Annotated in this window: 12 protein-coding genes; 7 read left to right on the plus strand and 5 right to left on the minus strand. The window is 70.6% G+C overall.

Going from position 1 to position 11,597, the window contains the following annotated elements; translation table 11 throughout:
* The first annotated feature begins 668 nt into the window (after positions 1-668).
* On the plus strand, positions 669-1,496 hold the full coding sequence (locus E4099_RS20815; RefSeq protein ID WP_135340610.1) for an alpha/beta fold hydrolase: 828 nt from the start codon (positions 669-671) through the stop codon (positions 1,494-1,496).
* Between the two features lie 164 nt (positions 1,497-1,660).
* Here the strand turns inward: E4099_RS20815 and E4099_RS20825 are convergent, their stop codons facing one another.
* Positions 1,661-2,161 (minus strand): NUDIX domain-containing protein, encoded by a 501-nt coding sequence (locus tag E4099_RS20825; RefSeq protein WP_209446677.1) that lies wholly within the window; start codon positions 2,159-2,161, stop codon positions 1,661-1,663.
* A 70-nt stretch (positions 2,162-2,231) separates the two neighbouring features.
* Positions 2,232-3,587, minus strand: coding sequence for a helix-turn-helix domain-containing protein (locus E4099_RS20830; RefSeq protein WP_135340611.1), 1,356 nt, complete (start codon positions 3,585-3,587; stop codon positions 2,232-2,234).
* A 221-nt stretch (positions 3,588-3,808) separates the two neighbouring features.
* On the opposite strand from E4099_RS20830, the gene E4099_RS20835 reads away from it, so the two are divergent.
* The 4 genes from E4099_RS20835 to E4099_RS20850 all read left to right on the plus strand — a co-directional run bounded on the left by E4099_RS20835 (position 3,809) and on the right by E4099_RS20850 (position 6,840).
* Positions 3,809-4,558, plus strand: a complete 750-nt coding sequence (locus E4099_RS20835; protein ID WP_135340621.1) for a hypothetical protein — start codon at positions 3,809-3,811, stop codon at positions 4,556-4,558.
* 71 nt (positions 4,559-4,629) lie between these two features.
* On the plus strand, positions 4,630-5,541 hold the full coding sequence (locus E4099_RS20840; protein WP_135340612.1) for a phosphotransferase family protein: 912 nt from the start codon (positions 4,630-4,632) through the stop codon (positions 5,539-5,541).
* Between the two features lies 1 nt (position 5,542).
* Positions 5,543-6,235, plus strand: a complete 693-nt coding sequence (locus E4099_RS20845) for a class I SAM-dependent methyltransferase (protein ID WP_135340613.1) — start codon at positions 5,543-5,545, stop codon at positions 6,233-6,235.
* Positions 6,236-6,249: 14 nt separating this feature from the next.
* Complete coding sequence (locus E4099_RS20850; RefSeq protein ID WP_135340614.1) at positions 6,250-6,840, plus strand: HAD domain-containing protein; 591 nt, start codon at positions 6,250-6,252, stop codon at positions 6,838-6,840.
* Positions 6,841-6,898: 58 nt separating this feature from the next.
* Here E4099_RS20850 and E4099_RS20855 read toward each other — a convergent pair whose 3' ends face one another.
* The 3 genes from E4099_RS20855 to E4099_RS20865 are packed head-to-tail and all read right to left on the minus strand — an operon-like array spanning position 6,899 to position 9,339.
* Positions 6,899-7,108: a hypothetical protein gene (locus tag E4099_RS20855; protein ID WP_135340615.1), complete on the minus strand. Its 210-nt coding sequence runs from the start codon at positions 7,106-7,108 to the stop codon at positions 6,899-6,901.
* Between the two features lie 14 nt (positions 7,109-7,122).
* The gene (locus E4099_RS20860; RefSeq protein WP_135340616.1) at positions 7,123-7,707 is read right to left on the minus strand and encodes a SecDF P1 head subdomain-containing protein; all 585 of its coding nucleotides are present in this window, start codon (positions 7,705-7,707) and stop codon (positions 7,123-7,125) included.
* A gap of 42 nt (positions 7,708-7,749) precedes the next feature.
* A complete protein-coding gene (locus E4099_RS20865; protein ID WP_135340617.1) occupies positions 7,750-9,339 on the minus strand; it encodes an acyl-CoA mutase large subunit family protein in 1,590 nt (529 codons plus the stop codon).
* Positions 9,340-9,565: 226 nt separating this feature from the next.
* Here E4099_RS20865 and E4099_RS20870 point away from each other — a divergent pair, with 226 nt between their 5' ends.
* Together E4099_RS20870 and E4099_RS20875 are read left to right on the plus strand one after the other, a co-directional pair.
* Entirely contained in the window at positions 9,566-10,546 is a 981-nt protein-coding gene (locus E4099_RS20870) for a L,D-transpeptidase family protein (protein ID WP_135340618.1), read from the plus strand.
* Between the two features lie 641 nt (positions 10,547-11,187).
* Positions 11,188-11,505, plus strand: a complete 318-nt coding sequence (locus E4099_RS20875; protein WP_135340619.1) for a hypothetical protein — start codon at positions 11,188-11,190, stop codon at positions 11,503-11,505.
* The last annotated feature ends 92 nt before the right edge of the window (positions 11,506-11,597 follow it).

Genomic DNA, 11,597 nt, shown 5'->3' on the forward strand with positions numbered 1-11,597 from the left:
GCGTCGGGATGGAGGCCGGGGTGGATGAGGAGGACTGGGTGGGTGGAGTTGGTTCGTAGAGCTGCTCCGGTGCCATGGGTACCCCCGATCACTGATGACTTGGTGTAGGGGCTGGCCAAACACCGTAACCCCGGGGCGCCCGAATACCGGATCGCCTCGCCCGGAGAACGGATATCCCCCACCCGGGTGCCGTACGCGGCGGCTCCGGCGCGGCCCGACCGGAAGGCAGCGGAACGTCCCCCATAATCGGGCGCCGATTCTCCGGACAGGAGTTCGCGCGACGGGTGTGCGGTCCTCCGGGATACGCGGCCGCCCGGTCTCCTGCGCCCAACGGGCCCGCGGGAATCCCGGCACCTGATCCACCGCCCGAAGGGTCAAAGCAGGGCGAGGTCTCGACGAAGAACCCCGCACCCACAGCACCCACAGTGGCCCACAATTATCCGGTATTCAGCATAAAATGCCCACATCCACTCGTTCGGTTAGCGTGATGACGGCGGTCAGTGTTCCCGTGCACGCGTGCCCGCAGCCGACCGGCTCCCGCCCACATGCCTCTGTGCGGCGGACGACACCGGGGCGCGATCTCAGGGAACAGCGGCCGCAGCCGTCGGCGGCGTCCGGGATTCCCGACGGTCGCCGCACCCGACCTTTGGCGAGAGGATCCTGCGCACATGGCTTTCGTGACCACCAAGGACGGGACTTCGATCTTCTACAAGGACTGGGGCAGCGGCCAGCCGGTCGTCTTCAGCCATGGCTGGCCACTGAACGGCGACGCCTGGGATCCGCAGGCCAAACTGGTGGCGGACAACGGCTTCCGGGCCGTCGTCCACGACCGGCGCGGGCACGGGCGCTCCTCACAGACGTGGAACGGCAACGACCTCGACACCTACGCGGACGACCTCGCCGAAGTGATCGAGAAGCTCGACCTGCGCGACATCATCCTCGTCGGTCACTCCACCGGTGGTGGCGAGGTGACCCGCTACATCGGCAGGTACGGCACCGGCCGGGTCTCCAAGGCCGTTCTGCTCGGGGCGATCCCGCCGCTGATGCTGCGGACCGACGGCAATCCCGAGGGCCTGCCCCGCGAGGTGTTCGACGAAATCCGCCAGGGCGTGGCCACCGACCGCTCGCAGTTCTACGAAGACCTCAGCGCGTCCTTCTACGGCGCCAACCGCCCGGGCTCCCAGGTGTCCCAGGGCACCCGCGACGCCTTCTGGCTGTGGTCGATGCAGGCAGGCATCAAGGGCGCCTACGACTGCGTCAAGGCGTTCTCCGAGACCGACTTGACGGAGGATCTGAAGCGGTTCGACGTTCCGACCTGGATCGTGCACGGCAGCGACGACCAGATCGTCCCGATCGTGGCCGCTGGGGAGAAATCGTCGAAGATCGTCAAGGACGCGCAGTTCACGGTGTACGAAGGGGCCCCGCACGGGCTGTCGATGGTGGCCCCCTTCAAGGACACCTTCGACGCCGACCTGCTGTCCTTCATCCGCAGTTGACCAAGGGCCGGCCGCGGCTAGGCAGCCGAGGCCGCCTTGCTCCCCGGATGGACGTTGAGCAGCACTCGCTCGGCCTCGACCCCGTCGAGCAGCGTCCGGTGCAGGTGGCGTACGACGCCTCGCCGGCACCAGGGGCCACGTACCGCTGTGTGGGTATTGCCGACCTACATCCAGCCGTTCAGCGACACCTGGGGGCCATCCGTGAGGTATCGCCGAAGTGCACTGGCCGTGGTGTTCACGAACTTCTCGGGCAATGCGTCGGCCTCGACCCAGCGGACCTGGGCGTGCTTGCGCGGTTCACGGTTCTCGGGCTCGCCGGACCATTCATGAGCGGCGAAGACGACGGTGAGGAAGCCGTTGGGGGCTTCGACTCCCCAGGCACCGTGAATGATGTGAGCGACTTTCAAGGACGCGGGCTTCACCACCAAGCCCGTCTCCTCATAGAGTTCGCGCACGGCTGTCTCGGTGATCGGCTCGCCGGGTTCACTCTTGCCGACGGGGAGATCCCACATGCCCCGCGCGAACTTGGCCTGCTCGCTGCGCTGGAGAAGGACGACCCGGTTCGTGGCCTTGTCGTGCACGATGACGGCGGCGACAAGCAAAGTCATGGATTCATGGGCGGGCTTGAGGGCTTTGGGCTGATCGTCGGTCTTCGGCTGGGCCACGGTGGTCCCTTCGTCGGCCAGGAATGGGGTCCCCTGCTCGAGCGGAGATGAGAGCTTGGGGATGGGAATGCTAGGCGAGCACGTGGCCGACGCGGCGAGCAAGCTCGGCGGCACCGGGCACTTTGCGCCGTTGGTAGACCGCGAGGGTGGATCTGACGGAGGACATTGCCTTGCGAGTGCGATCGGAGGTCATGCCCTCCATGAGGTCGAGGGCTTGGGTCCACGCGGCGACGGCTTCGTCGGCGCGAGCCTGAGCGGCGAGGCTGTCGCCGAGGTCGGCATGGGTGAGGGCGTGGACGCGCTTGTACTTCTGGGGGTCCCAGCGGACGAGGGCGTCGCGGTGTTGTCGCTCGGTGCCGAGGTGATCGGCGAGATCGGTCAGCGTCCGCGCTGTGTGACTGGCCACAGTGCCCGCGGCTGGACCGCTGACGAGGGAGAAACTGGGCTGGGGACCATCGTCCCGTAGGAGGGCGTCCTCAGCGGCGAGTAGGGCGCGGGCTGCTGCGGGCTTCTCGCCGACAGCAGCGAAGGCGCGGGCGTGGGTGATGTGCAACAGCGCCTCGGTTTGGCCGTCGACGTGGCCGAGTCCGCTGCTGAGGGCTCCCTCGACGAGGTCGACACAGTGGTGGGGCTGTTTGAGGCTGAGGGCTTGGTGGGCGAGAGCGCGCATCATCCAGGCCGCGTGGCCGTGGGGGTCGGCTTCGCAGGCGAGCTGGTAGCCGACCTGGTAGTAGCGCTGGGCGGCACCCTCCTGGCCCAGGTCATGATGCTTCCACCCGGCGAGGTAGGCCAGTTCGGCGACGGCACCGAAGGCGCTGCGGCGTAAGCCCTCGGAGGTGAATCGGGCGCGGAGCATGGGGGCTGCGGTGTCGGCGAGGTAGGCGGTGACGGTGGTCAGTCCGTGGCCACCCCCCAGACGCTCGTCAGCCGCGCTGAAAGCGGCGGTGATCTGGCGAACGACCTCGATGTCCTCTGCTCCGACCAAGGCTCGGCCGGCGCGCACCCGGAGCATGCGGGAGGTGGCTTCGTGGTCGTACATCAGCGGCATGCCGACACCTGCCGAGGTGAATGTGGCCACGGCCAGAAATCGGCGCCGTTCGACATCGGCCCGACCCAGCTCTGTGGCGGTGACGACCGGATCGGACCCATCCGAAGCGGCCGCCTCCGGGTCGCCCAGGCCGATCTCGGCAAGCGTGACGGTCCGGCCCGCACGGCGGGACAGAGCCTCTGCCAAGTACTGGCCGGTTCTGCCGGAGGGCTGCCGCATGCCGTTGACCCAGTGGGAGACGGCCGACTTGTTGGTGTGGATGATCTCACCGTTCTCGGCCGCGATCCGCCGTACGTCTCTTGCCAGCGCTTCGTATGTGCAGCCGACTGCGGTGATGACCTCCCGGAGCCGGACATCGGGTTCGTTGGGTACCGCCACAGCCTCTCCTGATCTGAGGTGTAAACCGCGTATACCGCTTGGGCGTCCCCTCACCGTACCCACTGAGCGTGACGAGAGGTTCACTTAATCGCAGCCGCCCGGAACGGTTCGACCGTGACCCAGGCTCCCCGCTTGTCCGGGCGGCCCTCGAAGTTCCGTACGCCCGTTCCGGGCTCGGGCATTCCCATGCCCGAGCCCGGTCGAACAGAGACGGAGACATGGTGACCACCATCGACACGACGACCATCACGGTCGAACTGCCCGAGGCGTTCGATCCCCGCTGGAGCCGCCTGCCCGGCATCCAGATCGACGACCGGCGCCTCATCATCGACCCGGCCGAGTACTTCTTCCGCTTCGAGTCCCACACCTGGCTCGTCGCCGACTGGGAACTGGTCAAGTCCCAGCTCCTGGGCATGGACGAAACCGCCGAGACCCCGCTTGAGCAGCTCGCTCTGGACTTCATCACGGCGCACGGCGAGTCCACCTCCGACGCGGCCCGCGTACTGTCCACCGCGTACGAGGTGTACGCGTACCTCTTCCGCGACGAGCACCTCGACAAGCTCGGCCTTCCGCGGATCACCGCGGACCACCTGCGGATGCTGCGCCAGGCGGCGACGCTGATGGCGCTCAACAAGGTGGAGCTGGACGGGCACATCTCCAACGTCGGCCCGTGTTGGTTCTTCCCGGCCGCCACCTCCATCGTCTTCGACCTGGACGACGAGACGGGCGGCATGCTCGACGAGGTCTACCACGGCGGCTGGTTCAACGAACACCGCCGCATCGAGTCCATCAAGGCCCATGCCGCCCTCGGCGGGCGGCTGGTGCACGGCTGCCAGTCCGTGCCGGACCAGTCCGGCGGTGTGGTCGCGCCCTACGGCGCCTCGATGGCCGCCTTCCGCGATGACCTGGCCGCCTTCAAGGCCGGCTGGATCGAGCGGGTCTACGCCCACCGCGTGACACCCGCCGCGTAATCCCAGCGGGCTCCGGGGCGGGCCGGCACTCCCGCCCGCCCCGGACGCCATCACACCGCAAGGAGCCCCATGTGAACGAGAACCCCAGCACCGAACTCCTCGCCGACCTCTGCACCATCGCCGGTCGGACCGCACCCCGGCGTGAGGAGGTGCGGGTGTGGTCCATGTCCGGTGTCGAGCGGCTCACCTTCCCCGATGGCAGCACAGTCGTCTACAAGTACGCCAAGAGGCCCTTCGACAGTGAGGACCAGGCGCTCCGACTGGCCCGCACCCACGGGATTCCGGTGCCCCGACTCCACGCCTCCGCGAGGATCGACGGCTGGTTGGGCATGCTCCTGGACGATCTGGGAACCCCTGTCCGCGAGGCCGATGACCTCGATGGCGCGGTGGCGGCCGTGCTCCTCCACCGCACCCGATCCGCTGCCGCTCTCCCCATGCTCGACGGCGAACGGCTGCGGACTCTGCCGAGCCGCGCCCTGGACCACCTCGGCCGGCTCCGCGAAGCCGACCGCTGGGAGGACACCGGAGACATCGAGCAGGCGCTCGACCAGATCGCCCGGGCAGCGGCCACCCGGGCCGAAGGGGCCACGCTGGCCCCCTTCGGTTGGGTGCACTCCGAGTTCCATCCCACCAGCCTCCATATCGGCCGGTACGGGTGGCGGTTGTTGGACTTCGCCCGCGCCTTCACCGGCCCCGGACTCCTCGACCTGGCCAGCTGGCACGGCACGCTCGATGCCCCTGACCCCGTCCGGCTGCGCGTCTTCATCGAGTCCTACGTCACCGAGGGCGGCACTCCCGACGCCCTGACCGAGCGCGGCGGGCTGGCCGCCGAAAGGTGGGCACTGGGCTGGCACCGCATGTGGGCGATCGAATGGTTTATGGAGCAGTCCATTCGATGGATCAACGACCCGATCACCGACCACACCTACATCAAGGTGGTCCGCCGCCACCTCACCGACGTCCTCCGACTGCTGGAGGTCTGAGGTGCGCGCCCACACCTCCCCCTGGTACGCCCACGCCCTCCAACGCACGGCCACCGGTCCCGCGGAGCCTCTGACCGTGCCGTCCCGCATGGAGTGGGCGACGCTGCCGGGGCTCGGTCCCGGCGCGGAGATCCTGGGGAGTCGTCTGCGTCAGCGCCGCGTGCTGGAACTCGGCTGCGGTCCTGGGCACAACGTCGCCTACCTGGCGGCCTCCCAAGGTGCCCGAGTCACCGGGATCGACCTGGTCGGTCTGCAGGTCCGCCGTGCCCGCTCGCACTACGGACGGCTGGCCGGAGCGACCTTCGTCACCGGTCACGCCCTGCGCTACCTGCGGGCCAGCGAGGAGTGGTTCGACGCGATCTACTCGGTCTTCGGGGCTGTCGGCCTCGTCGCCCCCGAACTGCTGCTCCCCGCCATCGCCGCGCATCTGCGGCCCGGCCGTGTGCTCGCCTTCTCCGTACCTCACCCCCGGCGTGCGGGCGGACACCCGGCCACCGACGACCTGCCGCGCCGCGATCACGTCACCCTGCCCGACCGGGCCCGTCTGCCCATCGCCCGATGGGAGTTCGACTCCGACCGCTGGACGACCCACCTGGCCCGGGCCGGCCTGGCGGTCACTTCCGTTCAGGAACTACGCGACCCCCGCCGCCCCCGATTCCCGACCACCTTGCTGATCGCCGCGCGCAAGTGCTGAACCTCGGAGGAGTGATGAGCCTTCCCCACCTGCTGCTGGACATCGACGGCGTACTCATCCCGTTCCCGTGCCGGGACGGAACCACCCCCGACACCCACCTCCGGCATGACGTCCTCCCGGCCGGCCGCGACCCCGCCGATCCCGTCGCGGTCTGGCTCAACCCGGACCATGGCCCGATCCTCAGGGAGGTGATCAGGACCGGACTCGTCTCCCTGACCTGGTGCACGAGCTGGCGCCAGGACGCGGCCACCGTGATCGGCCCCCTGCTCGACCTCCCGCCACTTCCCTACGTCGACCTGCCGCACCCGCGGATCACCACCAGTCACCCGAGGGGCTATCTGTGGAAACGCGACCATGTCGACGCATGGTTGGGGGGTGCCCCTGCCGCCTGGATCGACGACGACTTCACCAGCCTTGATCACATATGGGCCGCGGAACGCACGGCGAGAGGGTTTCCCACCCTCCTCGTACAGCCGGACCCCGGTATCGGGCTGCAACCCGGCCACCTGACGGCCGTCTTGGACTGGGTCAGGAAGTCAGGTCCGCCGCCACCGGCACGGCCAGGCTCCAGCGGCCGAGCGGCGGGGGACAGAGCGCCGCGATGACTCCCCTTTCGGCCCGGGCTCCTCGTCGGGGGCTGCGAAGGAGACGGAGCCGCCCCGCTCAGAACAGGGTCTGCTGCCCCGCTGACGGGCCCTGGTCGGTCTCGAACAGGGCGGGGGTGTGCAGGAGTGGGGCCAGGCGGCGGGAGCCGGGGCAGGAGACCAGGTCGTAGTCGGCGCGGCGGCCGGGAGGGTCGTGCCGGGCGAAGCGCCCGCCCACCACCGCGATCCGGCGCGTACAGACGGGGCAGGCGCGGCGCGGAGAAGTCATGGCCACAGTGTCACTCACGCCCCGCCGAGGTCACGCGCCAGCCCTTCGGCCTCGGACCGGTCGAAGCTGCCGGTGATCTCCAGTTTGCCGCCGGTGATGGCGCTCGGCACGGCCGGGGCGGACAGGGCTCGATCGCCGCGCACGATGGCCAGCTGGTTGGTCGGCGGCGTCCGGGTGGCCAGCTCCCGGGTGAGTTCGGCGAAGGCGGTGGCGTCCCGATCGGCCAGTTCGATCTCCACCTTCCAGCCGCCCTGGGTGTTGACGGGGTCGAGTCCGGACTTGGCCGTCACCAGCCGGGTGACCCGCATGCCGTCCTCCTCGGTGGTGGTGAGGCAGGTGGTGTCGGAGGAGGTGCGCAGCGTGTACCCGGCGCCGTCCGCGCAGGCGCCCGGGGCCACCGCGGTCACCGGCAGGAAGCGCAGCGGTGGGCCGGTCATCGGGCGGGCCGGATCGCCCGCCGAACCCCCGGCCGGAGAGCCCGCCTCGATCGGCCGGTCGAACGCCTCTCCGCCACCGCCGCAGCCCGCGAGGGCGGGCAGCCCCAGGCTCAGTGCCAGCGCTGTCGCCCGTAATCCTGTGATGCGCACCGGATCCCCCATCCGTCCATGATCTCCGGCCCTGTTGCCGGGCGTCCGCCGTCCTCAGAACGCGTCCACTGGGACATGCGTACCCCAGACCTCGCGCAGCGCACCGCAGACCTCGCCGATGGTGGCGCGGGCGGCCAGCGCCTCCTTCATGGGGTAGAGGACGTTGGCGTCCTCCGGGCGGGCGGCGGCGGCCCGGCGCACCGCGGCCAGCGCGCCGTCCACCGCCTCCGCGTCGCGTTCGGCGCGGAGTCGGGCCAGCCGCCGCACCTGGGCCGCCTCGATCGCCGGGTCCACCCGCAGTGGTGCGTACGGTTCCTCCTGGGCCAGCCGGAAGCGGTTGACGCCGACCACCACCCGGTCGCCCTCCTCGGTCTGCCGGGCGGTGCGGTAGGCGCTCTCCTCGATCTCGCCCTTCTGGAAGCCCCGTTCGATGGCGGCGACCGCGCCGCCGAGATCCTCGATCCGGCGCATCAGGGCCAGTGCCGCGGCCTCCACCTCGTCGGTGAGGGACTCCATCGCATAGCTGCCGGCGAACGGGTCCACGGTGGCGGTCACGTCCGTCTCGTGCGCCAGCACCTGCTGGGTGCGCAGGGCGAGCCGGGCGGAGGTGTCGGTGGGCAGCGCGATGGCCTCGTCGAAGGCGTTGGTGTGCAGCGACTGGGTGCCGCCGAGGACCGCGCCGAGCGCCTGCACCGCGACCCGGACCAGGTTGACCTCCGGTTGCTGGGCGGTGAGCTGCACCCCGGCGGTCTGGGTGTGGAAGCGCAGCATCCAGGAGCGCGGGTCCGCGGCGGCGAACTCCTCCCGCATCACCTTGGCCCAGATCCGCCGGGCCGCGCGGAACTTGGCGATCTCCTCCAGCAGGGTGGTGCGGGCGACGAAGAAGAAGGACAGCCGGGGTGCGAAGGCGTCCACGTCCATGCCGGCCGCGATCGCGGTACGGACGTAGGCGACGGCGTTGGCGAGGGTGAACGCGATCTCCTGGACGGGCGTGGCACCGGCCTCGGCCATGTGGTAGCCGGAGATGGAGATGGTGTTCCAGCGCGGCAGTTCGGCTTTGCAGTAGCGGAAGATGTCGGCGGTGAGCCGGAGCGAGGGGGCGGGCGGGAAGATGTAGGTGCCGCGGGCGATGTACTCCTTGAGCACGTCGTTCTGGATGGTTCCGGTGAGCCGGTCGGCGCTCACCCCCTGCTCCTCGGCGACGAGTTGGTACAGGAGGAGCAGCAGCGCGGCGGGCGCGTTGATGGTCATCGAGGTGGAGACCCGGTCCAGCGGGATGCCGTCGAAGAGCAGCCGCATGTCCTCGATCGAGTCCACGGCCACCCCGACCTTGCCGACCTCGCCGTGGGCCAGCGGGGCGTCCGAGTCGTGGCCCATCTGGGTCGGCAGGTCGAAGGCGACGGAGAGTCCGGTGGTGCCGTGCTCGATGAGTTGCCGGTAGCGGGCGTTGGACTCGGCGGCGGTGCCGAAGCCCGCGTACTGGCGCATGGTCCAGGGCCGCCCGGTGTACATCGTCGGGTACACGCCCCGGGTGTACGGGTAGCCGCCGGGCTCCCCCAACCGCTCCCCCGGGTCCCAGTCGGCCAGTGCGTCCGGCCCGTACACCGGCTCGATGGGCAGTCCCGACTCCGATTCGCGTGCCATGGTCCGCGCCTCCCGGCTGCTCGCCGCTGATTGTCCGCCTCGGCGGGTGCCGCGCGCCGCCCGCACGGTGCCCGCGGTGTCGCCAGGACTCTAACGGCGGCCCCGGTCGCCGGGCGGCGGGACGCGCGCCGTCAAGTCCTTCGCCCCAATCTTCGGATGTTCGCCCCCGCAACGGGGTGGGCATCAGAGGATGGCGGACACCACGAGACTTGGGGAGGGGATGAGCATGAAACGGTCACGCCATACGTACCGGGCAACGGCCTTACGTACCGCGGTAGCCGTCGCCGCGGCGGCCACCCTGGCCGCGGGCTGCGGGAGCAGCACGGGCTTGGGCTCGGACCAGGGGCACCGGTCGGACACCGGCTCGGCCCGGGCGGGCGGGGGCCGGCTGGACCAGTCCGGCACCGAGAAGGACCAGGTGGCGGCCGCGCGCGCGGCGGAGCGGGCCGCGGACCGGGAAGTGGCGCTGGAGAGCGGTCCGGAGGGGATATCCCCGGCCACCGGCGAGCTGCCCGCGGCGCCGGCCGGCAAGGGCGGGAAGAGCGCGCCGATCGGCACCCTCGCCGGGCGCGGCGACTCCGGGGTGCTGTCGGTGGGCTCCTCGGGTCCGCGGGTGCGGGAGTTGCAGGCCCGCCTCCAGCAGGCGGGGGTGTTCTCCCTCAACCCGACCGGCTACTTCGGCCCGATCACCAAGCGGGCGGTCACCAGCTTCCAGAAGCGGCACCACATCCGTACCACCGGCAACGCCGGGCCGCTGACCTGGAAGGCGCTCAACCGCACCACCCACAAGCCGACCCGGCTGGAGCTGTACCCGGTCACCACCCGGCCGATCGCCAAGCCGGACAAGCGGTGCCTGACCGGGCGCGTGCTGTGCATCAGCAAGAAGAGCCGCACCCTGACCTGGATGGTGAACGGCAAGGTCAAGGCGGCGATGGACGTGCGCTTCGGGGCCCAGTACACCCCGACCCGAGAGGGCCGGTTCAAGATGTACTGGAAGAACCGGAACCACGTGTCCACGATCTACCACACGCCGATGCCGTACTCGATGTTCTTCAGCGGCGGCCAGGCGGTGCACTACTCGGCGGACTTCGCGGCCCGCGGCTACAACGGCGCCTCGCACGGCTGTGTGAACGTCCGGGACAGGGCCAAGCTCGCCAAGCTCTTCGACCAGGTCCGGGTGGGCGACAAGGTCGTGGTCTACCGCTAGGTCGAGCGGTGGGCGGGAGTGGCGCGGGTGGGACCGGGGGAACGAGTCCCACCCGCGCCAATGTGCGCGGTGCCGTAGGTACGGGGGGAACCCCGGCGCCCGCGCGGCCGATGACCAGTCGGCCTGTCTCTTACAGCGCCGCCCCGGCCGAAAACGTCACACCCGCCGACCGCGAGGTGATCTCGTGGGGCGGCCGGATACGGCCATAACGGGTGGTAGGGGCAGGTACCGAGCCGCCGCAGAGGCCCGGAGCGGTCGGCCGGCAGCCGCACCCCCCATGGCCGGAAGCGGTCGGGCCGAGCAGCGGAGGGTACGTACCGCCGCTGGCGTACGGCCCCGGGGACGACCGGCCGAGAGCGGCCGCGCCCGATCGCCGTGGCGGTCCTGCTCCCGCTGGCGTACGGGCCCGGGGACGGCCGGCCGAGAGTGGCCTCGTACCGCGTGGCCGGGGACCGTCGCACCGGGCGGCCAGAGGTGTCCACCGCCCTGTCGTACGTGTGGGGGGTGGTCCGCCTGGCTCGGTCGTGCACCGGGGTGGTCACTCCGGTGGCCGGGCACGCGCGGGGAACTGGCCGGAACGACCGCCCGTTCCGCCGGAATGCGGGACGACGGGGACAGGCGAGGACCATGAGGAGACAGCCATGCCTGATCAGCCTGGCCCCGAGGAGTCGGCCATCACCGCACAGGTGACCGTCACCGGCGGCCACGCCGTCCTCATCCGTGACCTCGCCGCTGTTCTCGGTCGTACCCCCGAGGCGCTCGCCGTCGAATGGGCCGCCGGCGCTCTCACCGTGCCCGCGGGTACGGTCGGAGACAGCCTCCGCCCCGGCGACTGGGGCTTGTTCGATGGGGCCGAAGACCTCGCGCAGCGCACCGACGAGTACCTGAGCGAGGGCTTCGCCCAGCGACCTCCACTCCCGCGCACACGCCTGCGGCCACGTGCGGCCCTCCTGCGCTGAGGCGCACGGTCCGCCGGGCGCGGGGCTCGCCGGGGTGGGGCTGGGTCAGTCGGACTCGGGTGAGGCCATGACCGGTTCGCCGTCGCCAGGCG

The organism is Streptomyces palmae, assembly GCF_004684805.1.
Taxonomy (GTDB): domain Bacteria; phylum Actinomycetota; class Actinomycetes; order Streptomycetales; family Streptomycetaceae; genus Streptomyces; species Streptomyces palmae.

Coding starts and splice junctions, on each gene's coding strand:
- E4099_RS20815 (WP_135340610.1), top strand. CDS start 669: ATGGCTTTCGTGACCACCAAGGACGGGACTTCGATCTTCTACAAGGAC.
- E4099_RS20865 (WP_135340617.1), bottom strand. CDS start 9,339: ATGGCACGCGAATCGGAGTCGGGACTGCCCATCGAGCCGGTGTACGGG.
- E4099_RS20850 (WP_135340614.1), top strand. CDS start 6,250: ATGAGCCTTCCCCACCTGCTGCTGGACATCGACGGCGTACTCATCCCG.
- E4099_RS20875 (WP_135340619.1), top strand. CDS start 11,188: ATGCCTGATCAGCCTGGCCCCGAGGAGTCGGCCATCACCGCACAGGTG.
- E4099_RS20870 (WP_135340618.1), top strand. CDS start 9,566: ATGAAACGGTCACGCCATACGTACCGGGCAACGGCCTTACGTACCGCG.
- E4099_RS20855 (WP_135340615.1), bottom strand. CDS start 7,108: ATGACTTCTCCGCGCCGCGCCTGCCCCGTCTGTACGCGCCGGATCGCG.
- E4099_RS20860 (WP_135340616.1), bottom strand. CDS start 7,707: ATGGGGGATCCGGTGCGCATCACAGGATTACGGGCGACAGCGCTGGCA.